At 52.0% G+C, this 24,602-nt stretch carries 33 protein-coding genes; 4 read left to right on the top strand and 29 right to left on the bottom strand.

Going from position 1 to position 24,602, the window contains the following annotated elements; genetic code table 11:
• Positions 1–25 precede the first annotated feature (25 nt).
• A complete protein-coding gene (locus tag GHO41_RS13700; RefSeq protein ID WP_178126514.1) occupies positions 26–910 on the top strand; it encodes a chemotaxis protein CheB in 885 nt (294 codons plus the stop codon).
• Positions 911–934: 24 nt separating this feature from the next.
• Here the strand turns inward: GHO41_RS13700 and GHO41_RS13695 are convergent, their stop codons facing one another.
• On the bottom strand, positions 935–1,216 hold the full coding sequence (locus GHO41_RS13695) for a hypothetical protein (protein WP_153433844.1): 282 nt from the start codon (positions 1,214–1,216) through the stop codon (positions 935–937).
• Between the two features lie 150 nt (positions 1,217–1,366).
• Positions 1,367–2,383 (bottom strand): hypothetical protein, encoded by a 1,017-nt coding sequence (locus GHO41_RS13690; protein ID WP_371928914.1) that lies wholly within the window; start codon positions 2,381–2,383, stop codon positions 1,367–1,369.
• 127 nt (positions 2,384–2,510) lie between these two features.
• Here GHO41_RS13690 and GHO41_RS13685 point away from each other — a divergent pair, with 127 nt between their 5' ends.
• Entirely contained in the window at positions 2,511–2,969 is a 459-nt protein-coding gene (locus GHO41_RS13685) for a hypothetical protein (RefSeq protein WP_153433843.1), read from the top strand.
• Here GHO41_RS13685 and GHO41_RS13680 read toward each other — a convergent pair whose 3' ends face one another.
• The 7 genes from GHO41_RS13680 to GHO41_RS13650 all read right to left on the bottom strand — a co-directional run bounded on the left by GHO41_RS13680 (position 2,970) and on the right by GHO41_RS13650 (position 10,180).
• A complete protein-coding gene (locus GHO41_RS13680) occupies positions 2,970–4,487 on the bottom strand; it encodes a sigma factor (protein ID WP_178126513.1) in 1,518 nt (505 codons plus the stop codon).
• Positions 4,488–4,682: 195 nt separating this feature from the next.
• Positions 4,683–5,903: a hypothetical protein gene (locus tag GHO41_RS13675; RefSeq protein ID WP_153433841.1), complete on the bottom strand. Its 1,221-nt coding sequence runs from the start codon at positions 5,901–5,903 to the stop codon at positions 4,683–4,685.
• Positions 5,900–6,649: a hypothetical protein gene (locus GHO41_RS13670; protein ID WP_153433840.1), complete on the bottom strand. Its 750-nt coding sequence runs from the start codon at positions 6,647–6,649 to the stop codon at positions 5,900–5,902. The genes GHO41_RS13675 and GHO41_RS13670 overlap by 4 nt, the downstream gene beginning before the upstream one ends.
• Positions 6,627–8,033, bottom strand: a complete 1,407-nt coding sequence (locus tag GHO41_RS13665; RefSeq protein ID WP_153433839.1) for a hypothetical protein — start codon at positions 8,031–8,033, stop codon at positions 6,627–6,629. Before GHO41_RS13665 ends, GHO41_RS13670 begins: the two co-directional genes overlap by 23 nt.
• 703 nt (positions 8,034–8,736) lie before the next feature.
• A complete protein-coding gene (locus GHO41_RS13660; protein WP_153433838.1) occupies positions 8,737–9,201 on the bottom strand; it encodes a hypothetical protein in 465 nt (154 codons plus the stop codon).
• 8 nt (positions 9,202–9,209) lie between these two features.
• Positions 9,210–9,545 carry a hypothetical protein gene (locus tag GHO41_RS13655; RefSeq protein WP_153433837.1) on the bottom strand — a complete coding sequence of 112 codons (336 nt, stop codon included), beginning with the start codon at positions 9,543–9,545 and terminating at the stop codon, positions 9,210–9,212.
• On the bottom strand, positions 9,542–10,180 hold the full coding sequence (locus tag GHO41_RS13650) for a hypothetical protein (protein WP_153433836.1): 639 nt from the start codon (positions 10,178–10,180) through the stop codon (positions 9,542–9,544). The genes GHO41_RS13655 and GHO41_RS13650 overlap by 4 nt, the downstream gene beginning before the upstream one ends.
• Positions 10,181–10,693: 513 nt before the next feature.
• Here GHO41_RS13650 and GHO41_RS13645 point away from each other — a divergent pair.
• Entirely contained in the window at positions 10,694–10,966 is a 273-nt protein-coding gene (locus GHO41_RS13645) for a hypothetical protein (RefSeq protein ID WP_153433835.1), read from the top strand.
• Between the two features lie 36 nt (positions 10,967–11,002).
• Here GHO41_RS13645 and GHO41_RS13640 read toward each other — a convergent pair whose 3' ends face one another.
• Together GHO41_RS13640 and GHO41_RS13635 are read right to left on the bottom strand one after the other, a co-directional pair.
• Positions 11,003–11,425 carry a hypothetical protein gene (locus GHO41_RS13640; protein ID WP_153433834.1) on the bottom strand — a complete coding sequence of 141 codons (423 nt, stop codon included), beginning with the start codon at positions 11,423–11,425 and terminating at the stop codon, positions 11,003–11,005.
• A gap of 449 nt (positions 11,426–11,874) precedes the next feature.
• A complete protein-coding gene (locus GHO41_RS13635; RefSeq protein WP_153433833.1) occupies positions 11,875–12,417 on the bottom strand; it encodes a hypothetical protein in 543 nt (180 codons plus the stop codon).
• Positions 12,418–12,464: 47 nt separating this feature from the next.
• Between GHO41_RS13635 and GHO41_RS13630 the strand changes: the two genes are divergently transcribed.
• Positions 12,465–12,845 carry a hypothetical protein gene (locus GHO41_RS13630; RefSeq protein ID WP_178126512.1) on the top strand — a complete coding sequence of 127 codons (381 nt, stop codon included), beginning with the start codon at positions 12,465–12,467 and terminating at the stop codon, positions 12,843–12,845.
• Here the strand turns inward: GHO41_RS13630 and GHO41_RS13625 are convergent.
• The 18 genes from GHO41_RS13625 to GHO41_RS13540 form a co-directional block, all read right to left on the bottom strand.
• The gene (locus GHO41_RS13625) at positions 12,823–13,329 is read right to left on the bottom strand and encodes a hypothetical protein (RefSeq protein WP_153433832.1); all 507 of its coding nucleotides are present in this window, start codon (positions 13,327–13,329) and stop codon (positions 12,823–12,825) included. The genes GHO41_RS13630 and GHO41_RS13625 overlap by 23 nt on opposite strands.
• Before the next feature lie 76 nt (positions 13,330–13,405).
• The gene (locus GHO41_RS13620; RefSeq protein ID WP_153433831.1) at positions 13,406–13,807 is read right to left on the bottom strand and encodes a hypothetical protein; all 402 of its coding nucleotides are present in this window, start codon (positions 13,805–13,807) and stop codon (positions 13,406–13,408) included.
• A gap of 381 nt (positions 13,808–14,188) precedes the next feature.
• Positions 14,189–14,389 (bottom strand): hypothetical protein, encoded by a 201-nt coding sequence (locus GHO41_RS13615; protein ID WP_153433830.1) that lies wholly within the window; start codon positions 14,387–14,389, stop codon positions 14,189–14,191.
• A 5-nt stretch (positions 14,390–14,394) separates the two neighbouring features.
• On the bottom strand, positions 14,395–14,763 hold the full coding sequence (locus GHO41_RS30730; protein ID WP_153433829.1) for a helix-turn-helix transcriptional regulator: 369 nt from the start codon (positions 14,761–14,763) through the stop codon (positions 14,395–14,397).
• On the bottom strand, positions 14,763–15,401 hold the full coding sequence (locus GHO41_RS13605) for a hypothetical protein (RefSeq protein WP_153433828.1): 639 nt from the start codon (positions 15,399–15,401) through the stop codon (positions 14,763–14,765). The genes GHO41_RS30730 and GHO41_RS13605 overlap by 1 nt, the downstream gene beginning before the upstream one ends.
• A gap of 122 nt (positions 15,402–15,523) precedes the next feature.
• Positions 15,524–15,871: a hypothetical protein gene (locus GHO41_RS13600; protein ID WP_153433827.1), complete on the bottom strand. Its 348-nt coding sequence runs from the start codon at positions 15,869–15,871 to the stop codon at positions 15,524–15,526.
• Between the two features lie 66 nt (positions 15,872–15,937).
• On the bottom strand, positions 15,938–16,522 hold the full coding sequence (locus GHO41_RS13595; RefSeq protein ID WP_153433826.1) for a hypothetical protein: 585 nt from the start codon (positions 16,520–16,522) through the stop codon (positions 15,938–15,940).
• A 5-nt stretch (positions 16,523–16,527) separates the two neighbouring features.
• Entirely contained in the window at positions 16,528–16,899 is a 372-nt protein-coding gene (locus GHO41_RS13590; protein ID WP_153433825.1) for a response regulator, read from the bottom strand.
• A gap of 52 nt (positions 16,900–16,951) precedes the next feature.
• Positions 16,952–17,746, bottom strand: coding sequence for a tetratricopeptide repeat protein (locus GHO41_RS13585; protein ID WP_153433824.1), 795 nt, complete (start codon positions 17,744–17,746; stop codon positions 16,952–16,954).
• A gap of 374 nt (positions 17,747–18,120) precedes the next feature.
• On the bottom strand, positions 18,121–18,429 hold the full coding sequence (locus GHO41_RS13580; RefSeq protein WP_153433823.1) for a hypothetical protein: 309 nt from the start codon (positions 18,427–18,429) through the stop codon (positions 18,121–18,123).
• A 70-nt stretch (positions 18,430–18,499) separates the two neighbouring features.
• The gene (locus GHO41_RS13575; RefSeq protein WP_153433822.1) at positions 18,500–19,114 is read right to left on the bottom strand and encodes a YheU family protein; all 615 of its coding nucleotides are present in this window, start codon (positions 19,112–19,114) and stop codon (positions 18,500–18,502) included.
• A 165-nt stretch (positions 19,115–19,279) separates the two neighbouring features.
• A protein-coding gene (locus GHO41_RS13570) for an IS3 family transposase (RefSeq protein WP_153433821.1) occupies positions 19,280–20,442 on the bottom strand; the annotation gives its coding sequence in 2 pieces (ribosomal slippage) (positions 19,280–20,187 and positions 20,187–20,442; 1,164 coding nt in all).
• The gene (locus GHO41_RS13565; protein ID WP_153433820.1) at positions 20,411–21,466 is read right to left on the bottom strand and encodes a hypothetical protein; all 1,056 of its coding nucleotides are present in this window, start codon (positions 21,464–21,466) and stop codon (positions 20,411–20,413) included. The genes GHO41_RS13570 and GHO41_RS13565 overlap by 32 nt, the downstream gene beginning before the upstream one ends.
• A 73-nt stretch (positions 21,467–21,539) precedes the next feature.
• The gene (locus GHO41_RS13560) at positions 21,540–22,049 is read right to left on the bottom strand and encodes a hypothetical protein (RefSeq protein ID WP_153433819.1); all 510 of its coding nucleotides are present in this window, start codon (positions 22,047–22,049) and stop codon (positions 21,540–21,542) included.
• 522 nt (positions 22,050–22,571) lie between these two features.
• Positions 22,572–23,009 (bottom strand): hypothetical protein, encoded by a 438-nt coding sequence (locus GHO41_RS13555; protein ID WP_153433818.1) that lies wholly within the window; start codon positions 23,007–23,009, stop codon positions 22,572–22,574.
• A 107-nt stretch (positions 23,010–23,116) separates the two neighbouring features.
• A complete protein-coding gene (locus GHO41_RS13550; protein ID WP_153433817.1) occupies positions 23,117–23,380 on the bottom strand; it encodes a hypothetical protein in 264 nt (87 codons plus the stop codon).
• Positions 23,381–23,575: 195 nt separating this feature from the next.
• Positions 23,576–24,103 carry a hypothetical protein gene (locus GHO41_RS13545; protein ID WP_153433816.1) on the bottom strand — a complete coding sequence of 176 codons (528 nt, stop codon included), beginning with the start codon at positions 24,101–24,103 and terminating at the stop codon, positions 23,576–23,578.
• Positions 24,104–24,113: 10 nt separating this feature from the next.
• Entirely contained in the window at positions 24,114–24,362 is a 249-nt protein-coding gene (locus GHO41_RS13540) for a hypothetical protein (protein WP_153433815.1), read from the bottom strand.
• Positions 24,363–24,602: the final 240 nt, after the last annotated feature.

Here is a 24,602-nt window from a genome sequence, read left to right as displayed (position 1 = left end):
AAAAAACGGAACTCAAGCAGGAATCATGGTTGAGCTTCTGCAACCGTTGTTTGGGGAGATTTCTGTCTACGACACTGCTGCGCTGGAGGACGGTGTGTTTTCCCAAAGCAATGATCACATCATTGTCATCGACTACTCCGAGCCGTCGATCATGGACTTGGATTGCGTTTTGGAAATGCTCGATAAGAGTGAGCCGAAGTCGATCCTCAGTGAAACCCAGCTATACCCTCTCCAACACGATCAGCGACTGGCTTGGCGCAAGAAGATCGTGGATGAAATAACCCGGCTTCTACCAGACCTCGCTGCCGAAATTAACACTTCAAAGCAGGCTACCCACGGAAACGACATTTGGCTGATTGGGTCCAGTAGTGGCGGTCCCGATGCCTTGGCCAAATTTCTGACTAGCCTTCCCAGCCTCCCTATCGCACTGATCATCGCGCAGCACATCAGTAGCGACAGTGGTTCAGCATCCCTCCAAAAGGTACTGAACAGCCGCCAGAACAGCTGGAAGGTTGAAACTGCCACTGATGGAATCCTAATCCATCCTGGGTACGCATATCTGGTACAGCGAGATACTGTGGTTGAGGTTTCGGGAGAGCGGTTGTCTACACGCCGTATTCAGTTGCCCAACCAGCCGAGCCCTTCGATCAACGCCAGTCTCCGATCTATTCGGCGTTCGAAGACAGGGGGGATGGGGGTCATAATTCTTTCAGGGCTGGGGGACGATGGGACAGCTGCTCTCAAAGAGATTAAGCACAAGACGGTGATGGTTCTCGCGCAGGAAGGTGATGAGTGTGCCGCACGCTCAATGCCAGATTCTGCTCGCGCTGCCGGCGTAGTGGATGAAAGCCACACTGCTGTTCAACTTGCTAAGAGACTGGCGAAACACTACGGAGTAGGCGTCATTTAACAGAAGGGGGCTAAGCCCCCTTTTTCATGCCCCCAAAAGACTGCTAACTGCCCTGGCTTGATCGCAGATGCATAATTCAAACATGGGCCCAAGCATGGTTTCGGCGACTGGGAACTCTGTCATTACTCTTTGGCGGATGAAGGCCTCACCCTCCCCCACGCCAGCTGGATATTCTAATTGCCTGAACTTCACTCGACTGACGGTGGAAGTCCCAAGCTTAGAGGTAACAACCAATTCTCCTTCGGCAAGGTATGTCGCGAACTGCCGCAATGTTGGTGCAGTATTGATTTGCGTGCTTTTGCTCATGATGGCTTCCTCATTAGGCTGCCAAAAGCATGAGCGATAAATAAGCGTGTCATCGCTTACAGCACATTTTTCCGCGCATGCGCGGAAATTTGCCATCCCATCTGTCTCAAGATAAACGTGGTGAATCCCGCGCATGCGCGGAAAAAACTATTAACCACAAGGAACCGAAGGCTCACAGAATCCAAATATTTCCTCATATTCTTTGCAGCAGACCACTGGTAGCCACCAGACAAATGCGTAAATTTCGCTGAGGTTAACGTTGTGAAGCCTCATGAATGAGTCGAGCGCAAAACTGCCGGCTCCCAGACCAATCGTCGTGCTTGGGAATGTTTGTTGAAGTCTGCCCACCATCATCGAGGTGTCGAAGGGCAAGGTGCCCACTGCATTACGAGCGGTATGAAGAGCACGGTAGGCAGCAATCCCAGCAGCAATAACAGGATTGTCATTGTTACTGGCCATTTGACGGGGATAGAGCGGACCCCACTGAGTGCCGATACACCGCTCAAGCCCAAACATACTCGAAATCGTACTTCCGATTGCTGAGCACTCAATTTCTGTGGGAGTGAACATCAACCAGTCTCTACAGCCGGTATTCCATGCCGGGTCTACCTCGGTCGTGTACAAAAGCTTGGGGAAGCAGTTGGGCATTGCGTTGTTCGCGGCAGATGTGGCTGCGCCCATAATCTTGTCTGTGGCCGCTGAACAAATACCCGTGACAGCGCCGACTACTGACGGTGTGGCGTTACTTTTGGCCTGATCAACCCCGCACATCTTGCAGCCTTGGCCGAGCATAGCGATGTTCACAGCCCAGTCTGGGATTTCCCAAAGCCGTACGTGCATGCTGGTGTAGCTGTTCGAATCAACGCCGGCAGACAATGGCCCACCAATAGGTTGGCCCACCACCGTATCCCCGCCTCCTTTGACTACCTCACAAAGCACGACCGGCTGATAGTGGGAGACGATCATATAGTCCTGGCAGAAGTAGCAGCAGGGGCCAAAGACTTTGTACTCAAGCGTTGCAGGGTCAATGAAAAGAAGCGTTGCAACGCTTGCCATCGTGGCCCTTGCTTCTGTGGATACGACACCTAGGCCGAGTGCGCTTGCAGCGATGGCTGCGGCAGACAACTTATTAAAGCGACGGCGGGTTAGCGGTAGGGTTTCAATCACGGACTTTTACTCCAAGTCTTATATCTCAGAGTGCTACCCCAGAATCCCCTAAACTGCATATGGTTGAGCGGAAACAGCTTGTCGAACCAGATACAGTAGCCAAACTTGATTTTTGTTGAGGTGTTTTGTGGGATTCAAATATGCAGGCCTGATCTGCCTACTAGTGGCTTTGGGGGCATTCTTCGCCCTCTGGCTGCACACGATAAGCAACCGATCAAAAACGGTAGAAGGGGAAAAGGTGCCAGCCGACAACCTTGCTGCGCCAGAACAGCCGATGCGTCAAAGCGGGTACTCACTATCACCAGAGCAAAAGCGCCAAGCCACTGATCAGCTAGAGCCTTCAAACAGCGCCATGAGCAGCGGGTCAGTTCAATCCGCTAGAGCCGGTGTCGAACACAGTCTGCCGATTAGCCCTACTGTTGAAGAACGGGATGAAACTGCTGACAACCACATCGAAATGGCGCAGCTATTTTTCAACATGGGTGACTTTGAGGGTGTGATTGAAATGTGCCAACTCGTACTGGATAACCCCTCAGCATCCGCGCAACAAATCGAGTCAGCACTAGAACTGAAAGCCCGCTGCTAATCAGCAAGACATTTGCTCCCACACTGCTTTCAATCCTGGAATAGCGGAAAGCTTTGCCTGGATTTTTTTCTCCAGACGACTGATGTTTTGTGGCGATGTGTCCAGGCGGCGAGAAAGCTCAATGCCTTGGAACACCTTCACGCCGCCCAGGCCAGTACGATGTGACAGTACGAAAAACTCCTGCTCCGACAGAGCCTCGCGGATCAGGCCCACCACGTACTCTCCCTCGTTCTGTTTCTCCAGATCGGCGGCGAAGTCATTGTTCTCGTCAGCAATCACCCCATGAAGCCCTAACTCTTCGTTGTCAGAAGTAATCATGCTGTCCAGAGACATGGCACCGTTGCCCAGCAAGTAGGGCCGCAGTGAATCAAGCTCAGCAGAACTTACGTTGGCAGCTGAGCAAACGTACTCGTCACTTGCATTAGGAGAGTCTGCGAATACGGCTCGCACGCGCCCGAGCAACTTGTAGCTACCCTCGGGGAGACGGATAAGGTCTTGCTGAATTAGGCTTCTGATGATCGTCTGCTTGATCCAAGTAACGGCATAAGTGGAAAACTTCATTCCCTTCTCAGGAGCGTAAAGGGTGATTGCGCGTGTCAGCCCTTGGTCAGCAGCAGATCGAACCTCACCGAAGTCAGTGGCGAACCCGTACTCTCGCGCCACCTTATCTGCCAGTTTGGTGTTCACCTTGGCGAACGCTCCAGACAGTCGATCAATCTGCTGGTGCTGTTTGTGGAATACCGACCAACTACCAAGCAGTTCAATGACAGGGACGCCGGTTGCCAATGCGACTCGGGCGATTCGTTGCTGGCGCTCCAGGATGCCGAAACGGAAGTCCCGTTTTGCACTGGCAGGCATGATCGATTGAACGTAGCGGTTGGCACCAAAGCAGATAGCAGGCAGTTTGTTGGACAACCAGAACTGCTCGCACAATCGCTGAACCATAGGACGGCTCAGGTGCATTTCTTTAGACACATACATGACCAAATCCCGGCAGGCTGAACTCAAGTCTGAACAGCGCTCCGCGAAAGACTTGGTGGCCTTCGCCAGAATCATGTCGTAGGGAACAACCTCGGCCAGCGCAACGCGCAGGGAATCCAACGCCCCCATGTAGAACAAGTCTCGGTCTTGGCCATCAAGAGCGCTCATCGCTGCTAGTCCTGAACGAACCCGTGCAATCCGCTGGCGTGCAAGATGAGCGAACTCTGCGCTTGGCACAGAGCCGTTGCGTACCCACAAACCATCAACTTTGACCAGGGCCACGGCCTTCTCCGCACTGTTGTCCTTAGTAAATGCGCCCTCAACATCATTGAGCATTTGAGATACAACCTCACGATCACAGGCAAAAGCCTGCATTTGATCGAGGGTCAGCTGCATGATTTTGAAACCGAAAGCCTGCTCCTGCTCACGAGTAAGGCGCAGGTCGGTACTCGGGTTGATTGGGAACTCGGCGAGTTCAGTCGGAATAACGAACCCGATGCGTTCAGTGCTGGTGACTACTTGTGCTTGCGTGGCCATGTGTTGCTCCCACCGAATTTTCATTTGATGGGTCAATCTTCAAGGCTAAATTGCTGTGTCATCGACGAAGGGTGTGAAATTCCCAAATTTTAATTGGGGTGGATCAAACCATCTTGTAGGTGCTTTTTAAGGCGCCTAGAGGGTTAGTTGCTAGCCAAAACCCTCGTCCATTGATACCGGGCTTATTCAGCCAAATCAGATGATGCCCGGTGAAACTGCAAGAATCTGGCTGAGGGCTTTCTCACGGTCCACCTTCACAGCAGCTTTCTGAATGAATTTCACCGCATCAGCAACAGCTCGATGAGCGACCTTTAGGTTGTCGAGTTGCCGTGCGATCACTGCAATGGTTAGGTAAGCGCTGAGCCGTGCTTCGTCCGACTTGAAGTCGTAGAACTCCTGCATCATTGGGTATGAACCGTTCGAGACACTGATCGCTAAGGTGATGAGCTTCTGGTCATCAATGGATAGCTCGCCCCCATCCTCTAAGAAATCCTGGACGATTGCTCCAGCATCTTGCTTCATGCCTGCCATCGTGTAGCAGGAAGCGACGAAAGCGAGCATCGAGAACGGCCTATCCGTCTCGGACTTGGAGGCAAGTAACACTCCACGCAACGCACTGGCTCGCTCCAAATCGCCAGATTTCAAAAGTCCGGGAAGCTTTACGATTAGGGCATTTGCATACTTCGCTTTGTCGAGAGAGTACAATTCATTCAATACAGTGTTGATCTGATCCTCCGACATTGATCGAGCATGCAGAGAAATAAGCCCTGAAAGTGCATCAGCACGAAGCTCCTTGTCAGAAATCTTTCCCGCCTGGGCGACCTGCGCATGTGAAACCGGGCCTGACCCAACATTCAAAATGGCACCAGCCTCTTTAGACTGAATGGCCTTATCGGTAGGCGTGTACCCATCAGCGCTAGCAGCTGTGGCTCCAATAGCAGCAATGCCAAATACAAGCTTGGGAATTGAGCCATCGAACTTGGCAGCTGCGGTAGTGAAATTAGAACCATCTGCGTCTTTTGCAGGCTCAACTGCGCTGGCATCGACAACTTTCTCTACAGCTGGTTTATCCGAAACTGATTCCGCGCCCTCCCCGCCAGTTCCGTTCGACACTGCCCCCTCCCCTCCCTTCACGGCCTCTGAGCCGGCCCCAGGACTTGCGCTAGCGACTTGTGCAACCTTGGTCGCAGTGCCGGACAATTTCGCAGCTGAGGCCGCCTGCGCAGCTACCTGCTTTGCAGTTGCGTCGGTATAAATGTTTGCAGCAAGGGCTTTTAAACAAGAACCACTGAGGCCGGAAGCGCAATATGCTCCAGATGGTGATCTTAGCCATTCTGGATTCTTAGCCGCGCAGCCCGAGAGAAACAGCGAAGCAAGCACTAATACCCGAGGGGTATACGTGAACAACACCTTCATGGCTTTTCCGGGATGGGCGTAATTGCGAACTCGGCAGATCGCAACTGCTCAAGCACTCGCTCCGTAAGGTCCGAACTATGGCCACCCTCAAAATGAAAAACGTGAGTGCAGCGGCGTCGAATGTTTTCTACCAGTGCTTCGTCAGTTAGGGAGGCACTGAGCAACGAAAACGGTGCTAGCGCTTTACGTGCAAACGCGGAAACTCCAAGCGAGCACCCATCATCCTCCAAAGCCAGCAAGCACTGAGGCGCACGTTTTCCGAAGATCACGCTCATGCAATTGCCGATGTAGTCCTCGTAACGACAATCCCCAAGGAACATTACTTTCAGCTTGTCCTGGGGGTTGAGTACATCGCCGATGAATTGCCCCATCGCCTGTGCCGCATCCTGACTGAATGCGCAACTCGCGATAGACAATTGATCGGCATTCGTCAGCAATTGTCCAAATCGCTCACGGTTTGAGAGGGCCTGCATGAATATGCCGGCGTATAGCAGATGCTGCCCTGCTGCAATCCAGTCCTCATTTTCTTGCCCAACCATTCCGACACCATCCACCTCCAGCCTGAATATCTCCGGGTCATCCATCTGGAGCAAATATCGCCGGTAATGCTCGTCTACACCTGCAAAGCGTTCGGAGTAAACGAAATGCGCGAGTGTCAGGTACTGCTCTTGCCTGCCAGTTGCAGGGTCGATATACCCGGTAAAACCCATAATTTCGAATGGGTCAAAAGTTGTTCCTGGACTCATTCCTGATCTCTGTTGTGTGGAGCCAATGGCGTGCAGCAGCACGCATACCCTGCGGGTAAGCGGTCGAGCTTGCGATGGTGTTGCAGTAATCCTTTGTCGCGTTAATTCGAGATAAATCAGCTCTGCCGATCAGCCGGCTCGCGCAGTGCGCATGCCATAGCTTTAAATCGTTCTCACCTAATAGTGCAGGAGCGCAGCGCCTGATCAGCCTCAACCCTAGCGTCGTAATCCTTGCGTCTTGAGCCGTCGAGATTAGGGCTTCCCATTTTGAGGGATCGGTTCGATGAAGTTGCTGGAGCAGAGCAAGGTCGGTTTGCAGATACTCTGCGCCGAATAGTTGGAAATCGGGGTCCCCATTAAGATTGGCATCGGAAGCCCCTGACACCTCTAACAGTGCCAAGCACAGATCGGTTTTGTCGAGTAGGAGCCCCGCATTTCGCTTTACCTCGCCAGGGTCAATTCCAAGCCTCATCGCGGTGGCGCGATCAAGAACACCCAGTGGACTTGCGAACGGGATTCGGTTGAGATTCACCCGAACAACAGGTCTGTCCTGCTGTGAAGGTTCGGTGCGAATGAACCGGGATACGCTGGAACCGCGATCTGCGATTAACGCTGATAGGTCCGCTTGAAGGTCAATCATGTAAACAATGTTTTGGTATTGAGGGTCTGTTCCCAAAGGCAAAAAGACCCCGTAGCCTCGATCAGTGAGTAGCTGTTCATGGCAGAGAAAAACGGGCCGCATTTCGGATAGGCTCTCGACTTGGCCATGAACCAAACCGCATAAAGCTCCAATCTTGGCCGGGGATGAATGCTTTATAGCGTGGGCCATCAATTTAGGACTTGCAGCCATAATGCTGGAAGCAAGCTCCTTTACCGTACGAGCTCGGGATTCATGTGGCATCTGGTTGCAGATGTACTCGCGCTTCCTCAATTCCCCCCACTCGTTGGGTAGAGAGATTGCTGCGCTTTCGGGCCTCAACGCGTTGATAGCTCTGCACAACGTCAGAAGGTCCAGATAATGGGCACCGGACGGCAATGAGGTGTTGGGTAAAGTGCTCAGGCAGCGGTATTGCGCGAAGCGTATGAAGCTGTCCAGAGCTCCAGTGTTACCGATCCCAATGTGCAGCGCCCCTGGGGTAGCAAATAGATCGAATGCTTTTCGGGACCATTGGTACTCAGAAATCCCGCTGGCCATGTCAACTGCAAAGCAATCGCCCTGCTCCACTGCCTGGGGGGAAAACGAAACATCTGGGCGCAGGTAAATCTTAGCCTGATAGTCGGCCACATCACCAGCGGCCAGAAATAGAGAGTCAAATGACACCAGCTGCCCGTACGCAGGAGCGCCAATGAATTGGGAATCATAGAAGTGAATGGTTGGTTGCATGCCGTGAGTTGGTCATCAAGTCAATGTGCTACCTCACTATCCACGAAGTGCCCGACGTGTTTCCACCCAACTAGGGTACAAAGGTCATAGGTTGTGATTACTAGCTGCCATACCCCAGTTATCATGCAGGTCTAAACCTTAGTGGCTTCGCCTATGAGACAAGCATCAACCAACATTGCGTATGCAGTTCACAATGGCTTACTTCATCTCTGCATCGATTCGCTCGACACAATAGATATGCCAGCCGTGTCGCTCTGTCGAGAAGTGCAACTCGAAGCCCCGAGGGCTCAGGTTCATCCTGGAAGCTTGGAGAACATCCAGAACTTCTTCATCTGCAAAGGGTGTGAGGTGCGCTTCAACCTGATCGGCTACAGGGTTCATTACGCCCCACTGTTAGACACCTTGGAAGCCCATCCAAATCAGCTTGCATTGTTTTGATTGGCGGCATGTCGGTGTGTAAATGCCGAATCGAACGCAGCAGGGTCAAGCACCTCTGAATCTTCAATTGCATTACATAGCCAACGATTCCCGGTTTGATGGCGTTGATCCTCATTTCAAAAGCAGGGTTACGCATACCTAATCACCCCCCTCGCCCGTCAAAAATATAAGGCGCCCACTACGGAGCGCCCTATGACCGGAAATACAGCGACCCCCACTAGAATCGAATCTATCAGTTCGACCCTAGGTACACTGGGGCTTAACCCTACTCCTTCACTGTCAGCAGTAGGGTTGTTTTGCCGTCCACGACCATGGCTTTTGGTCGTCCGACCTCAATCAAAGAGGTATCAGAAAAGGCCGCATTTTCAATGATTGGAACCATGTTGGTTCCACAGTCGAGGTGTTCCTTTTCTTCAAGTCGCTTGAGCTTTGAGACTTGCCCAACCACCTCAACGAGGTATTTCCCATGAGCAGGTTTTTCGACCTGCCTCAGAGTCATCATGATTCCGGTACGGAATTCTGCCTCTCGGCAAATTTCCTTCGCTCGAATCTTGTCCTGTATCGCCACGGTGTAGCGACCGGACTCGCGTAGATCGAGTGTCTGCCGCTCATCTGTGAGTTGATAGGTGTAGCGTTCGGTTTCATGGCTGCCTTGAGACACTTCGACTTCTAGGGTCGTAGCATTCGCGGTGCCAACTGCAAACAGCAGAAAGAGGGCTTGGTAACGCATTCCAGTTCCTATGGGCAATTGATGGTGCTGGCGAAAGTCGCCGCGAGAATCCGTCCAGCGAAAACGTCCTTCCACTGGTCATTCGGTGAAGCGCTGGCTTCAACGCGCAGTGCGCGAAGATCAACGACTTCTATCCCAACGGTTGCTCCGCATGGCTTGAGCCCGTAACCGTTGAATAGCACCTCATAAAGCAGCTCCGGCTGACCATCAGGGTATACAGGCTCGCTGAACGTGAAGAAGCTCTCATACCTGGCTAGTACGTCCGAAAGCAGTTCGCGGACAAGGCTAGCCGGCAAATCGGTGTATAAGCGCTGTTGGTCGAGCTTGATCACGCAGGCATTCATGGTTGAACTCGTATCTCAGCGATGTGTTGGATTTTGCTACCGAAAGATACTTTAACGGGCTGATTCACCTGATCCATGACGAACGGCACTACAACTCGATCAAGCTGGATCGGTGGATTGGAAGATGCTTGAAGGTCGGAGTCGAGAACGTACATGTGGTCAATGCCGATGCAGGAGACGAAGTTACTACCCTGCACTGATGGCTGACTTATCCGAACGTAATAGCCTTCTGGATACGCGAAATGCTCACCCTGCTGGACGATGCCATTGGACTCAGCTTGGAGCATGAATTCCTTGCCCTGCTGAAAGTCCTTTGCCAGCACCCGGCTGCCGAGGGCTTGCGGAACATCGAACGTGTAAGTCTTCTCTTCTTGGCCATCAGCGAACAAATTGATGACAAAGTTGAGGTGGTCATGGCCAATAGGGATGATGCCTTTTGGGGTATAGATCGGCCCATCGCGCCAGTTAGGTGCGCACGTCAAAACACTACTTGTGTACTGTTTCTCAGTCACATTAACAGTGCCCGAATGGACCTTTGACTCATAAGAGTAAGTGGTTACTTGTTGCTCTTGGGGAGCCGATGAACAGCCGGCCAAAACGACAGCAGCGAGAGCTGCCATGGTGAGTTTGTGCATTGCTTTTCCTGCCCTATCCTCCCTTACCCAATCCGAGACTTCGCATTGCGCCCTCAAGGTCTGAACCTGTGACGGGACCACTGACAGTGACGACCGACTCTAAGTCGTAGCCACTCGCAAGAACCAGACCCTTCCATACCCTGATTATCGGAATGGCTGACTTTGGCCCTGGCGTGCTTCGAATCTGATTGATCAGGGTGCCAGCTGACGCGTTCGGAACGAACCCGTCTTCGAGTAACAGCAAACCCGACCTGGGGTCTTGGATGCAACTCAATAGGGGTGAGATTGCCTTCACCCCAAGCGTAGTGTGGCCTAGAGCCTTGATCAACATCGCGTATCTGAAAACTGCCTCTGGGCAACGAGAGCCCACAACCACGATCATTTGAATACCTTAAGACAGAAATCCTTCAATAGGATTCGATAATGGGAGCATAACGAGTAAAGCGATCAAGTTGACATGCACCGAAAACGAAAATGCACTCAAATAGACGCACTCACGAATTTGGAGGGTGTATGGATCAAGTGTCGTCATCAGGGTTGGATAGCTGGCCAGTTCCAGTGTTGGTCTACGCCGGAAATGAAAAACTCGTCAAGCTGAGCCAATTACCCAAGGCACTTAAAATCCGTGCGTGGGGTGAGATACGAGCGAATTCCTCCGACCTTGCCGACCTGCTCAAAGAGGAAACCTTAAAGCAGGTCGTAGAAATGTTTTCGGCCAATATCTACATCGAATCCCACTACGCACCTTGCCTGCCACTTGAGCCGCTAAAAGGTAGAAAGCGGTAGCAAGCAATGCGCAACTGGATTGATCCACCCTCCTGGTCAGAACACACTGCTGGAGCCGATCAAGTCCCGCTTTAGTGGCATTCCGCCAATCTGGGCTTTGAGCCTCAAAAAAGCATCCCGTTTCTCTTCTGCTGAAAGCTCTACAGCAGGTCCATCGTTGACCTCGTAGAGATTCCCTAAATCGAAAGTGGCAGTGCCGTGGCCTTGTTGTATCTGAGGCTGAGTGGCCTTCGCCGCCTCGACAGTGGCAAGTAAATCGTCAACAGCGCCACCAGCACCTCCATACGCTTTAACAAGCAACTCAAGACATTCTTCGGTATCTGCGCAGATAATCTCAGGATTCTTGTCGAGCTTACAGAGCATCTTCGAATACGCATTTTGAATCTGCTCTGGCGTCGGCTCGAACTCTTTCAGCCAAGAGCTAGCACGCTCAGTGAAAGTGCTTTCTTCATCAGACATAGGGTGAACCTCGGTCGCTTTAGTGATGACCTATTTGACCCTGAGCTCTGATGTGTCATCAGGCTAGCAATAATTGATAATTGCTATTAGATGCTCGCCTTTAATAGGTAGAAACGGAAATCCCGCGCATGCGCGGAATATGGCCAGTTTTTAGGAGTTTTGAGCCCGTAAACGGGATCAGTCATATGGATATATTTCTGTTCAAACCAGAGCGCAACCTATTGTAAACAAAGGGTTTTCTCTCTGGAATATGCAGAATGATCGAATGGTGAGGGCGCGCTTACGCGAAATCTGTGATTTCGACAGGGTGATAGGCCTGTAGATTTCGCGTAGGAGCAAGATGGAGATTCGTCAGTTGCCCATGGCCATAGGTCTTGAATGGATAAGTCCTATCGATAACGCAAAATTGATAGGCTCAATAAAAAACCCGCGCATGCGCGGAAATTTCACTAACGTGCTTTCTGTGTGACGCCAGGAATATATGTTGCACCATCAAGTACTCGAAACTGGCAGTCCGATATACCGTGTGGATTATCTAGCAGTACATTTAGTTGGATGGTGGCATTCTGGTAGCGCTCCAGTTTATGAGCAATCTCGGAAAGGTAAATGTACTGTTGGGCGCTAACCTCATCAGGTGTGCAAACAGGTAGCCCTCCAACCCGAACGTTGTAGAGTTGTCGAGCCAACGCCTCAACGTTGAATGTACCAGGGGTTTTGTCCGAGTTCGAAAGTAGTACCGGCAAACCCTTGCGGAAATCATCCATCGATTGCCAATGTTCTTGGCCGAAATTCTGCGCCCCATTTCCTGACGCAGAAGTTTTCTGAGATTCTGACTGATTAGAGCTAGCCGATGGTTTCGCATCCTTGAATGCCAGTGCGCCAACCCAAGTCGTGATTCCCAGACAGACAGCAGCCAATAGAGCTGTCTGAACCTTGTATCTCATTCGCATTGATAAATGACCCTTAAGTACGTCGAGTTGAGTGGAACTCACAGCGCCCCCGCAGTAGCGTTGTGGTATTCATGCTATGGAAATTGAACATGCTGCTTAAAATCTGCTTTGTCGTCGCTGCAAGCGGCTTGATCACCGGCTGCGCGAGCAGTTGGATCGAGAACCCAAGCCCATCAACAAGGAATACGGTTAACGATCTTCGCCTCGAAGGCTTTGATTGCAAGGCCCGTCATTCGGATATTGAGTGTCTTCAAATAGAACCCCTTCGGAACAAGCAACCAGCCAAGTGCGATGCTAAACACGGTTGCATCCCGGAACCTGATATTTTGGTGTTCAACCGATACCGGATTGAGCAACAAAACAATGGCATTCCCAGTCTGAAACACGACGTAGTTGAGAAGATCGAAGGCAAGCTGATTGGCGGAACGAAGGTCACTGCTGACGGAACTAAACTGCTTCCAACGGAATAAGTACGTCACAGATTGAAGTTTCGAGTGGCAGGTCATCATCCTTACGCCCGGCTATGGGCGTAACGATGGACCGCTTGATGCGAAAGCTAGCCAACTCGCTTGATGGCTCGGTACACAGCCGAGCCAACGTCATTTTCAGCTCTAGCGAACACTCAGGGCCAAGCTTGGAATGCAGGAACCGCATACTGACGTGAGTTTCACTCGCCTGACTGAAAAAGCCTTGATAGGCGCCGCCTAGACGCTTACCAATGACAGAGAAAATTGGTTGGGCGACTGTGGTGATCCAACTCGCTGCGCCACGGTGCTTGTAGATCAAGGCTTCCCGCTGGCGCCTGTAGAGCGCAAGTTTCGACGCCAATCGACTTTCGAGTCTTGCATCGCATTTGACCTCTATACGGGCAATGCGCCCATCCAGATCAAGTGTTTCTTGATTCAGGGCTATGAGGCTACGTTCATAGGCTCTCACAAAGTTGCAGAGTTTCAAGTAAAGCTCCCCCCAAGCAGCTGTCACCGCTTGTCTAGCAATGGTGCCATTAGCCCTTAATAGGGTCTGCCAGCACTCAGTATTTTGTGTTCAAAATGATCGGGTCAATAACCGTAACAGCGGCCTTGTCCCATTGGTCAAAAGCTATGCTGCCAGAGTGCATGGCGTAGCGCATCCCAACCGATGGTCGTTGCACCTTCATAAGGTAGGCTGCTGCCCCAGCACACATTTTTTCACCATTCCGGTAGTCGATTGATCCAGAATCTTCGGCATCATCATCACAATCATCATCATCGCGAGTGCTCGAAAAGGTGTTATGACAAGTGAATGTGCTCGTCTGGTCCTTAAGCAAAGTTTCGACTATCCCTTCAAGCCTCCCAGGCCTTAACTCAATCGGTGAATCCTTTCGGAAAGGGCACTTGGAACAGGGTGTCTTGAGGCGATAGTAGAGAGCGAAGGGATCGGTTATCTCACGCATGTACAAATTTCCTGGCAATGTAACAGTGCAACCCGATTTGTTATTTCCGCGCATGCGCGGCTTTTTGAATCGCTGCTAAGCGGATTTTTTTCCGCGCATGCGCGGAAATTTTGCTAGTCAACAACCGACTCGCCAAACTGCGCGTTCATCTGCTTCCCGGCGCTGGTAGCAGACCAGAGCCCGCAGGGTTGCTTGTAAACTAGGCCGTGCCGCTCAAGCACTAAGAGAGTTGCAGTATTGCAAATACGCTCGCCATTGATTTCGACTGCTGTGCCGTGGGATACGCGAGCGTGCCAGCTTTGGCTGAGCCAACGCGTAACATTAGCCTGAACAGCTGACAATTTTGGCTGAGCACAAACGGTGTTCGTCATTACCTAGTCCCTAATGAATGGTGACAATGCCCAGAGCAATGCCGGTAGATTTCTCGACAACCTCGATGCCGATACCGTGTTGCGACGACAACGACTCAATCACGAAAACATCATACTCGGACAAATGATCGGTAGCGTAGGACGCGATGGAAACCGGCAGGTCGCACGTGTAGGTGATAGTCGGAGCAAGAGGGTGTGTGAAGGTGTACATAGTCGTTAGTCCTTGAATGCTAAAGCAGTAATCGCAAATGATACCCAACGAGGGGGTGTGTCATTTTCCCAGCGTGACAATGTTGAGCGCGAAACTCCCAACTGCTCAGCGAGTTGTTCCTGATGAAGCCGCATACGTGAACGGATAGTGGACAAGCACCCCCCGGAAAGCTCTATGGCGATATGCGGAAGCACAACGTAGGCGATCAAACCCTTGCAGATGTGAGGCAAGAATTGCGGCTCCTTTCCTACTTCCCAGCTTCTGACCGTATTTCTTGAAACGCCCAGCAGGTCGCCTAGCTCTTGCTGGGAAAGCCCGATTGTCTTTCTACAGCTACGCAGCAAGCCATGGTGAATTTGCCTACGCCGAGCCATCAGCGGACACCGAGTGCTAATCGGACAATGTGTGCCGCTAGGGATTTGCACCCGCTAGTCAAATGCGCATCGTTTTGAACACCAGCACTCAACAGCACATGCTCCAGTTGTTTGACCAACTGGATGGACTGGCCAGGGCAATCATCGAAATTAAGGTCATCGACCTGGAGGCCGGCACGAATCACATGAACGCCCTGTTTCACCGTCAGGTCGCAGTAACCATTTTCGATTACACACTTGTGAGCAAAATGAGGGTTTGCTGCGACCATTTTCTCTTGTCGGTCCAGGGCAGCGTTCCGCGCTGAGGCAATCACCAACAATCGCTGTTGAACGTATGCCGAACCACCCGCAGGGAGCCGAGGGATCGGCGCATACCTATAGCCATGCTTGCGCAACCCGAGCCAACCATCTTCGGAAGCATAAAGCTCGAAATGGCTTGTCTGGAGAGCATGGTCGATAAGCGACTTCCAATTGGTGAAGCCAAGGCCTAACACCCAGTCATCGACTGCCCGTTGAGCAAGCGCAGCGCCAACGGTCCCACCGTCTAAAGGAACAGACCGGATCAAAGCGTCATCAACTGCATTCACGTCAAACGCAGCAGGTTCAGCAGAAAGGAAAGAAAGTTGCTGATCAGTCATGACCAATACTCCAAATTTGATGGAGTAATGGTCAGTGGGGAAGGGGGTGTGTCAGCGGGGGTAGGATTACCCGAGAGAGAAATCGTCAGGCAACAGAACTGGAAGTGGCGAAAGTAATCTGGCTACGGCGCAGCTTTTTCAGCCAGATGAGCGAGGTAGTCGAAAGCCTTCAACGCGTCAGCATTGGTTTCAGGATTCGCGTACGCCTTCATAAAGTTCGTAATCAGCTCGTAAAGAAGCGCGGCGGTAGGTTCATTGTGTCTAACCGTCGCCAAACAATAAGATTCCATCAACTCGACGGGCATTTTCGTGGAAAAATCTGCACCGAGCCGATCCTCGATTTCACGGGAAAGGAATTGTTGTATTGCAGCTAAATCATCAGATTTGCTGCTCTCAGACCCTAGCTTCTTGCCTGAAACGGCAAGTGTGAGGTTAGGTCTGATATGTGCACCATGACACGTGTTGCCCATATGGGGACACTCAGTAAAAGTTGGTTCAACCAACCGCTGACAGTGCCCCAAAGTCATGCTGCACTGTCAGTCGGTGATGGTAGCTCGTAACCAGCCGGTAACGGCCCGCAGCTGGTGTTCTTCCAAGTACTCTAGCGCATTGCGCGGTGATTTGCCTTGGATAAGCGCTGGACGGCAAAGTGCCATGCCGATCATCGAGTCTAATTTTGAGTCTCCTGTCTTGTAGCCAGGGTCAGACTCTGCTTTCTTGATCAGCTGAATACAACCTCTGTAAGACACAGATGATTCAACGGCCGCCTTGTCCACCACCAAAGCTTCAAGAATCCACTTCCAGCTGCCTGAGTACAGAGCTGTTATGGACTGTCCTTCGGTCTGGTGCATATGAGTAACCATGCCACACACAACGAAAAGAACGTACACCTGGGCGGTCTGTTCGTACCTCGGCGTAATCGAAATCGTAAAGCTGCCTGTGAAATCTGGCGACACCCAGCGTGAACCGTCGAATTTATCCTTACGGATCAGCCGACCATTCGACTCAACCTCGTACGTACAGTTGGCATCGGACAGCACCTCCCAAGTGTCAAGCGGAGCGCCTGCCAGGAAGAAATTTGGTGCCTGAATGAAGATTAGCGTCGTGGGACGGTTGCTCATCCCCATCACCCAAGATGCTTCTTGATAACAGCTTCGATTGCGTCCTTTCGTGGGGGTTTGACGATGTAGTCGTTGGCACCTGCATCGGTGGCCAAGGCCATGTCGAACATGCCGTCTTTAGACGAAAGCATTACGATGGGTGTGCTCTTAAACGTACTGTTGCCACGGATCAATCGGACTGTCTCAAGTCCGTTCAGGCGGGGCATTTCCATGTCGATCAGCAAAATATCTGGAGCAAAGCTCACAATATGGCTGATTCCGTTGATGCCATCGGTGCAGCAATGAACGTCATAGCCCAACTCACGGAGGTAGCCTTCTGTGGTGGTTCGGATAGTCTTCGAATCATCGAGAACCATCACCCGTTTTTTTGCCGTCATGCAGCACTCCTTGATTCTTTGTCGCCCGGCGCAGTGCCAGGCTCTTGCCTGATTAATTGGAGCCGCTTATTTGATAGTGCAGATCACTGATGCACTGATCGAGGCGTCCAGGTTGTTTCTTATCGCTGATGGATCGCACGCCACCTATCAAGCCCAATTCATTTGCAGCCTCACTACTCCCCATATCCTTGGCTACGCTCAGCCAGCAGTAAGCCGTAAACTCTGGGTTCGGAGACGGGATTTTGCGAAGCAACACTTGCTGGGCATATGTGAACATTGCTGACGTGTCCCCTTTCAATGCCCTGCTTTTAACGTCTCCCCTGGGGACCGGTTGAGGGGCCGGGGAGGGTAACGACTCAGCTTGCAGAGTGAATTGCTCCGCTTCGGCAGTCCGCCCAACCTTGGCAAGAGCGGCTGAGAGAAAAAGAGCAGCATCGCGGTCCCCACGATCCGACGCATCCCGCAGATACTGCATCCCAAGGTCTGGGTCATTAAGGTGGGGTTGTGACTGGTTTGTGAGCAGTTGGCCGTATTCACGCGCTGCTCTCGGGCTGGATTTACTGGCATGCTCCAAAAGCTTCCTGCCGTAACCAACATCCTCCACCACACCCTGACCACGGATGTAGAGCATACCGAGAACGCGAGTAGCCTCCGCATACCCGGCCTCATGGGCCATAGTTATGAAATTGACTGCCAGGGACATGTCCTTTGGAAGTGTCCCATCCAAATACATCCGAGCGAGGTCGTAGAAAGCCTTCGGGTTTCCTGAGTACCCAGCCTGGGAAAGAAGGTCGGCTTTACCTTGCACGTCACCTAGCGATCCAATTCTGTCCGCTTCCTCAGTCATTTCCACGGCATGGTGGCTCACAGCAGTATCAACGGACTCCACAACTCTGACCTGCAACGGTACATCGGTTACACCGAATGTCTGGGCTTCGCCTCGTTGAGGCTGCTCACTGGTTCGCGCTTGCCTGGAACTTGGCTGCTCAACAGTTGACGGAATAGGCTCCAGTGCAGGTTGTGGAGCTGGAGCAGAAACGATCAGATGTGGGGGTTCATCAAAAGGATTGGCTGTCGAATCATAATTGTTGGTAGCGGCACAGCCGGATAGGATTGCGAGCGCTAAGGGGAGGGGTACAAAACGGGGGAGCATGGCAGAGCCCTATAAGAACATCGTGCCAGAATTGCCCCACATCCCTGTTGGTTTCAACTGAACTGCTATCACTTCCTGCAACGCTTGCGCATGAAAGCCACAGCTTCCACTTCCAGTGCCTTGAAATCCAATTCCGCACTGGTCGAGGCTAAAGGTACATGCGCAATGCTTCCAGTTGTTTGAGCTTGGGCCAGACGTTCAATTTCCAGCTGGTAAACATCGGGCTCCGTTTTTTTCTTTGGCCGGTATGGGGACTTAGACGGAGCCTGTTCGGCTGCGTAGACCTTGAGTACAGAGCTATCTAGAAGAATTGCGTTCACGCTGTGAGCTTCCAGCATTTGCCGCAGACTTTCCTTTGAGGGGTTCTTACTGAACAAGGTGGACTCCTAAATTATTATGCGTTGCAGCGACCATGCTTCGTGGCCGCTTCGATCTAGTCAGAAAGGATCAATAGTCGCTTGGGAGTCGAACCATTGTCTGTGGGTGCCCGGTCATCATTTCTACGCACAGAGAATGGCCACGCACCTCATATCGAGAGAGCATGTAGTCTTTTTTGGCTATCGCTTCCAAGTTCTTTAACTTGTCGCCCCAAGACACCAATCCGTAGTCGCCTAGGGAGTGCTTGCGAAGCACCTCTTGCAAATCTAGAAGCGAAACCTTGCCTTCAACCTGTAACACATGGACCCCATGGGTCTGGACTGTGCGGCCAAGGGGGATCGGAAACGTTTCGCTATCCTGCATCTTTTGGTAAAGCTGATCGAACCCCTCTTTGCACTTAGCCTCGTACGCAGCTTCCTCGCGCTCCAAAACGCGCTTAGCTTTTGCAGATTCAAATTCACTCAAAGCTTCGGCGGGTGCCTCTTGCCTTGGAATGAGGCATGCCTGCTGATATTCGTGGTTGAAGGTGATGAAAGCTTCTTCACGCTCAAGGCTTTTTAGAAGTTGGGCTTTCCGTTCTTCCAGCGTTGTATACGTGCCATCAGCGGTGCCGTCGCGAGTAACGTAGTCGTTCAGCAGTTGATCGAGCGTCTGAGGATCAAGCTCTGTGTGTGGAATCAGCATCTGATTATTCCTGTTTGGTGATTGCTGAATTCTCGGGCCGAAATTGCTGTGTCATCGGCGGCACTGAAGATTAATTGTCGGAGCAATGGTGGATGAACGAACTGACAAGATCCGTATGCTTGGAAGTGGAGAGGTCAAAGCCATAGAAAATTGTGGTTGTAGTGGTCAACTAATCCCGGACACGACGTTAAGTTTTTTCTCGGCCTGAGCCGGCGTTAGCCCGCCATTAAATTGGTGAGGCCGTATCCAGTTGTAGCGATGCATCAAATAATGACTGATGTCTCGTTGTGCCTGCTGAACCGACATATAACCCACTGAAGGTATCCACTCGGTTTTCAAGCTGCGAAATACTCGCTCCATCGGCGAGTTGTCGTAACAATTGCCCCGGCGACTCATGCTCTGGCTGATGCGGTACCGCCACAGACGCTGACGGAAGTGGCGACTTCCATATTGCGATCCCTGATCCGAATGAAACAGCAGCCCTTGAGGCTTCCCGCGTTGCTCATAGGCCATATCCAGTGCTTTGGTGACCAAGTCAGCATCCGGGTTTCCTGATAACGCCCAGCCCACTATCCGGCGAGCATAGAGATCCATAACCACGGCCAGGTAGTGCCATTTCCCTTGCGCCCAGATGTAGGTGATGTCACCGCACCAAACCTTGTTTGGCTCGGGAACATCGAATTTACGATTCAGTGTATTTGGAATGTCAGGCCGCTCGACCGTTGCTTTTTTGTAGGCATGCGAGCCAGGCTGCTTGCTGATCAACCCCAGTTCCCGCATCAAGCCTCGCACCTTGAAACGCCCGATCTGCTCGCCATCATCCTGCATCATCGACACGATACTTCGGCTGCCAGCAGCGTTTCGGCTCTGGGTGAACAGTTCGTTGACTCGACTGCGTAATCGAATTCTCTCAACGCCCGGAGAACGCCGCCTGAGGCGATGGGCGTAGTAAGTCGAACGGGTGATTTCGAACACCTTGCACAAGCAGTCAACAGGTTCATGGGCGCTTAGCTGATGGATCAGTGCGAACGCTCGAGATCTTCCGACATCAAGAGCGCGGTAGCCTTTTTTAATATCGATTTCTCTCGTTCAAGACGGGCGATTCGGGCTTCCAGCTCCTGGATCTTTTGCTGCTCTGGGGTGAGCGCCTTGCTCTGCGGGGTGACGCCTGTGCGTTCCTGCAGAAGCTGACTGACCCAACGGCGCAGGGCCGACTCGCCAATGCCGAGTGAACGACTGGCTTCGATGCAGCTGTAATTTTGTTTGAGTACGAGGTCAGCAGCCTCGCGTTTGAATTCAGCGGAAAAGACACGACGTTGCTTGGTCATCTGACACCTCGATATGGCGAGCATTCTCGCCTAAATGGGTGTCCGGTTTCATTAGACCACTACAGGTTTCAGCCGGCAACCATGCAAACCCGACGCTTCTAGCGCCTGCAAGCTCGTACGCGGCATTTCTCGACACTCTGAATGTCGTTGTAAGGAATCCGTCATTGATACTTATAGGGCGCGTTAAGGCCCCCTTTTCAACGCCCATGAACCCCCCATCCAAGCGTAGAGATAGGTGCTTGGCATCAGCCTTGATCTTTTGTGTGTTCTGCTCGGCGTCGTACTGGGCTGTGAGCGTCATACCCTCCGCCCTGGAGCAAGCGACTTGCACACGACCTGTTCCGTTCCAAGTCCGTTGCTCACCCTGGAGATAGACCTTGCCACCTTTTCCCACGATGGACCAGTTAACTGGCAGTACACCGTTATTGACCAGATTGAGTTTCAATGCCTCTCCCACAGAGAGTTTTTGCGGAGAAGCGCCGGCATTAACCATCTTCTCAAATAGCGAGGGAGACACCCCCATGCGAAGCAAATACCCAGTGATCGCAGCTGATAAAACCTGTCCTAAAGCCAAATCTTCCGAACCAGATGATCGAGAATAAAAACGATGAATGCCGAAGAAGGTACGTGGCTCAGCGAAGCGATACACGCCACCGGCGAAAGTCATCAAGCAAGCACTCTGGCACGATCCCGGAGTGGGCTTGCCATAAGCATTCCCTCGCTTCCCAATGGCTGTATTGAAACCCGTCTTGCGGATGAACTCTCCCAACTCAAGACCAGCTTGAAGGTCGCCACCAATGGAGTTGAGATAGATCGTTCCGCGCTCGATACTGTTGCTGGCCAGTGACGCCGCCAACTGACGGGGCAGGGCAGGAGTTATCTCGCCATCAATGTAGATTTCAGCAGGGGCCGAACGGCCATCAGGGTGCTTGAAAGTGACGGCCTGAATAGTTGGCTCAGCACCTAGGGCAGAGCTGCAAGCCAAGCTGGCGGCGAGTAGGACGACGATACTCTTGATATTCAAAACTTGGGCCTTGAGAAGTAAGGACTCAAGGGTAGGAGCAGCGCGTATGCCGGCGCTACTCAACTGGGTGGACTTACTGTAATTGGCGAGCTGCCCAGCTAAGTTGGACGCTGCGCCGATCAGGCAATTCCTCGATACCCATCGCGCAGAGTGACGCGTATTGAGAGGGGTTAGGAGTGGGAGCGATAAGCTCGTCAGGCATTTCTAGGCTCAAGGCTTCGCAGATACGCTGAACCAATTCTCGGTAGGATGCTTGGAAGCCCAAGCGCTTACCCATGTACTTCGTGACAGGAGTATTGCCTGGGGATGACCACTTCCAGCAAGCTCGATACGGAGGCTTGCTAAAAACGATCAAGCTGATTCCGGGAACAAACCTCGATGCGGACTTGGAGCTTATCTGGCCTATGTCGATGCCCAGCTCGGCTTCCATGTTATCGCGCCACCTTTGCGCCATGGCCAAGGCCATTGCAGCATCAACCTCTGGCGTGATCCTGAAAACCTCGTAGTAGTTTTTGCGATTGACACCGCGACCCTGCTGGATCATCGGTCGGTAGCCAATGATGTTTCCGTCTTCGCCCTTCAAAGGGACTATCCGGCGCATGGCGTAGGCATCAACCGTCTTCCATCGGCCAGCTGCTTGGAAGGGCAGAACGGTGTCCGTAGGACGTGGTTCTAAAGCAGGGCTGTCAGATAGTGCGATTCCATCCTGATTCTCGAAAAGCCTCGTCATAGGATTCCCTGTGCATCAGGGTTTACATAGAAACGGGTCAGCAAGGTCATTCAGCGTCAATCCTTCAAAGCTATGCCCCTCACGTCTTGAACAATTAAATGAACACTTGGCAACTGCGAGGGTGCCAACCGGGGCATGAGGGTGTCAAATCGGTTCGCGCAGAGGTTCCGATATAAAATCGGCTTGGATCGCAGGGGCTCCAGCAAGTAGCACTGAGGTTAACCTGATGGTACACCTCGAAGGCGATTCGCGCCTTTAACAATGCTCCATTCGCCCGACTACTGCCTCCGCTCCCTCAAATCCAAGGAGGGGAGACCGCAAAGGTAAGAGGTATCCAAACATCTAGCGGGACTCTCACTCACTAGTTAATGGCTACTAGGGAGCACTATCAGCCGTAATCAAGGCCTGAGCCGCATCGAGCAACGAAACAGCCTCACCATATGGCAGGGACTGAATTTTGGAGAGGTTCGGCAGCAGCATGCTCATTTGATCCGCGAAAGCATACTCGCGATAGCGCTCTCGATACTTGTTACCGATCAGCATCATTTCGATCAGTTCAGCATCAGTACACGAAATGACCAAACGCGCATCGAGTTCATTATTCCTCTTTACGATTTCCGAAGCGTTCAAATCCGCCAAATTGACCTCTACAAAGAAGCGCCCATGGAGCCAATCGTTACGTGGAAGCTCTGCGCCTAACAACGGACGCGGTGCATTGAAGACAGCGGCGTCAGGGGTACTCGGGTACAGATTTAGGCCGCGAGCAAAGACGGCCTTAGAGTCAGCAAGAATGGCATGGAGTTGAGTCGGCATGGCGTGTGGCCTCATGTTTAAGTGGAACCATGATCGCCTTTGAATTGCTGTGTCAGCGACATGCCGAAAATTCTGTCATCCCCCACCACAGGGTCTGAGCCCCGCTCCTATCGGCTGGAAGTGCGAATGGAGTAAAAAACGAATCCACCGACAGCGAGCGGAATAAAGCTAAACGCCACGCCGTAAAGAGTGCCAGATTCACGGATCGTCTCATTCAGTGAAAAAATGTACAGATCAAGCACCAATAAACCAAATGAAACTTGGTGGGCAGATGATGCGCGAATACCTGCTAACCGTTTCACCCATGGGGTGTAGGTGGCTGCGAAGGCACAAAGTAGGAATAGAGCGGTGTTTATTAGAATTTCGGTCATGTGTACCTCGGCGCTGGGAGATTCAACCTACTGATAGCACCTGCCGGGTTCAACCGAACTTGCGACAGATTCGGATTTTGGACTTTTGTAGAGCTTTGCCACAACAGATGGCGTCCGAGCAAGCCGGCCAAGAAACTGAGGACGAAAAAAAGCCCCCCCACGAAATCGTGAGAGGGCTTTTCTTTTGTCAGACCATCAAGCGACCCAGAGGTCAGGATCGTACTTCATCTCAAGGTCAGCGTATTTACGCTGAGCCTCTTTCCAAGTGTACTTGCCTGTCTCCACGCCTGTGCGTAGAGCAAGTGCCTCAGTCGAGAATTTCCATTCCCGAGTAGCTGAGAACTTGTCCAAAGTGTCGATAGCAACCAGCTCAGTAAATCCGTTATCGCACAGCTCCAGAATCGCTTCTTCGGCAGTGGTAAACGTAGAGTGGCCAAAGAACCCTTTCGCATCAAAAAGCTGATAGCGGAAGGCTCCTTCTTCACTCGGATCAGCCAGGGCAAAGCCGTACTGGTTGATCGAGTTTTTATAGATCATGCCCATGCCCAACTCATCAAAGAGTTTGAACATTTCGTCCAACATGATCTGTTTCGCGTCCAACTCCTTGGCGGCTTCCTCGACAAAAGCGTCAAGTTTCACCAGCGATGGAGTAGTACCCACGAAGTTTTCACGAAGGTGCGCAGCGCGAACTGCGAACTCATTACGTAGTTTTTGAGTTTCCATATCCACCTCCTTACTCGTTGGCGCCAAAGGCAGTGATTGGGTTGCGATCACGGACTTCTTGACCATTGAAGATGTAGTGGACGCTACGGACAGCTAAATCACGATCTACGCACGCAGCCAGGGCAGGCTGGGATTTGCAGGTTTCGTACAGTTCGGCTGCCACAAGGCGGTCGTGCTGGATTTGGTCCAGGGCACCGAAGCTAATACCCGCAAGGGCAGCGATGGCGCCAAATACAGCAATTTTCAACTTGGATTTCATGGTTTTTCTCTGACCTGTAGAGCGCAGGCATTGAGTTAAAACGCCAAGAGCTCTAAGGGCTTGGCGGGTAATGCAGGTATAAACCTGACCAGCACAAGCCCGAAGGCTTGAGTCGATTCAGGCCTAGGGCGAAGCAGAACTAGCTCAGGAAAACAGATCAATGCGCTGCCTGAATTCAACACATAAGTGCAACGCTCACCCCTGTATGCACTTCGTACGGCGTCTTCCAGCCCAAGCGCT

It is taken from the genome of Pseudomonas sp. FSL R10-0399 (assembly GCF_009600165.1).
In the GTDB taxonomy this organism is placed as follows: domain Bacteria; phylum Pseudomonadota; class Gammaproteobacteria; order Pseudomonadales; family Pseudomonadaceae; genus Aquipseudomonas; species Aquipseudomonas helleri.
Note: the sequence above shows the minus strand (reverse complement) of the source record. Positions and strands in the feature narration are given on the sequence as shown.

What these genes read in the sequence shown, in the direction of transcription:
- GHO41_RS13545 (WP_153433816.1), bottom strand. Translation starts at nt 24,103, where the DNA reads ATGGAAACTCAAAAACTACGTAATGAGTTCGCAGTTCGCGCTGCGCAC.
- GHO41_RS30730 (WP_153433829.1), bottom strand. Translation starts at nt 14,763, where the DNA reads ATGGCTCGGCGTAGGCAAATTCACCATGGCTTGCTGCGTAGCTGTAGA.
- GHO41_RS13630 (WP_178126512.1), top strand. Translation starts at nt 12,465, where the DNA reads ATGCTGCTTAAAATCTGCTTTGTCGTCGCTGCAAGCGGCTTGATCACC.
- GHO41_RS13590 (WP_153433825.1), bottom strand. Translation starts at nt 16,899, where the DNA reads ATGACGGCAAAAAAACGGGTGATGGTTCTCGATGATTCGAAGACTATC.
- GHO41_RS13585 (WP_153433824.1), bottom strand. Translation starts at nt 17,746, where the DNA reads ATGACTGAGGAAGCGGACAGAATTGGATCGCTAGGTGACGTGCAAGGT.
- GHO41_RS13600 (WP_153433827.1), bottom strand. Translation starts at nt 15,871, where the DNA reads ATGGGCAACACGTGTCATGGTGCACATATCAGACCTAACCTCACACTT.
- GHO41_RS13540 (WP_153433815.1), bottom strand. Translation starts at nt 24,362, where the DNA reads ATGAAATCCAAGTTGAAAATTGCTGTATTTGGCGCCATCGCTGCCCTT.
- GHO41_RS13655 (WP_153433837.1), bottom strand. Translation starts at nt 9,545, where the DNA reads ATGAATGCCTGCGTGATCAAGCTCGACCAACAGCGCTTATACACCGAT.
- GHO41_RS13700 (WP_178126514.1), top strand. Translation starts at nt 26, where the DNA reads ATGGTTGAGCTTCTGCAACCGTTGTTTGGGGAGATTTCTGTCTACGAC.
- GHO41_RS13670 (WP_153433840.1), bottom strand. Translation starts at nt 6,649, where the DNA reads ATGAGTCCAGGAACAACTTTTGACCCATTCGAAATTATGGGTTTTACC.
- GHO41_RS13550 (WP_153433817.1), bottom strand. Translation starts at nt 23,380, where the DNA reads ATGACCGAAATTCTAATAAACACCGCTCTATTCCTACTTTGTGCCTTC.
- GHO41_RS13680 (WP_178126513.1), bottom strand. Translation starts at nt 4,487, where the DNA reads ATGGCCACGCAAGCACAAGTAGTCACCAGCACTGAACGCATCGGGTTC.
- GHO41_RS13555 (WP_153433818.1), bottom strand. Translation starts at nt 23,009, where the DNA reads ATGCCGACTCAACTCCATGCCATTCTTGCTGACTCTAAGGCCGTCTTT.
- GHO41_RS13660 (WP_153433838.1), bottom strand. Translation starts at nt 9,201, where the DNA reads ATGCGTTACCAAGCCCTCTTTCTGCTGTTTGCAGTTGGCACCGCGAAT.
- GHO41_RS13615 (WP_153433830.1), bottom strand. Translation starts at nt 14,389, where the DNA reads ATGTACACCTTCACACACCCTCTTGCTCCGACTATCACCTACACGTGC.
- GHO41_RS13665 (WP_153433839.1), bottom strand. Translation starts at nt 8,033, where the DNA reads ATGCAACCAACCATTCACTTCTATGATTCCCAATTCATTGGCGCTCCT.
- GHO41_RS13675 (WP_153433841.1), bottom strand. Translation starts at nt 5,903, where the DNA reads ATGAAGGTGTTGTTCACGTATACCCCTCGGGTATTAGTGCTTGCTTCG.
- GHO41_RS13620 (WP_153433831.1), bottom strand. Translation starts at nt 13,807, where the DNA reads ATGCGTGAGATAACCGATCCCTTCGCTCTCTACTATCGCCTCAAGACA.
- GHO41_RS13595 (WP_153433826.1), bottom strand. Translation starts at nt 16,522, where the DNA reads ATGAGCAACCGTCCCACGACGCTAATCTTCATTCAGGCACCAAATTTC.
- GHO41_RS13605 (WP_153433828.1), bottom strand. Translation starts at nt 15,401, where the DNA reads ATGACTGATCAGCAACTTTCTTTCCTTTCTGCTGAACCTGCTGCGTTT.
- GHO41_RS13640 (WP_153433834.1), bottom strand. Translation starts at nt 11,425, where the DNA reads ATGTCTGATGAAGAAAGCACTTTCACTGAGCGTGCTAGCTCTTGGCTG.
- GHO41_RS13575 (WP_153433822.1), bottom strand. Translation starts at nt 19,114, where the DNA reads ATGCTGATTCCACACACAGAGCTTGATCCTCAGACGCTCGATCAACTG.
- GHO41_RS13695 (WP_153433844.1), bottom strand. Translation starts at nt 1,216, where the DNA reads ATGAGCAAAAGCACGCAAATCAATACTGCACCAACATTGCGGCAGTTC.
- GHO41_RS13645 (WP_153433835.1), top strand. Translation starts at nt 10,694, where the DNA reads ATGGATCAAGTGTCGTCATCAGGGTTGGATAGCTGGCCAGTTCCAGTG.
- GHO41_RS13650 (WP_153433836.1), bottom strand. Translation starts at nt 10,180, where the DNA reads ATGCACAAACTCACCATGGCAGCTCTCGCTGCTGTCGTTTTGGCCGGC.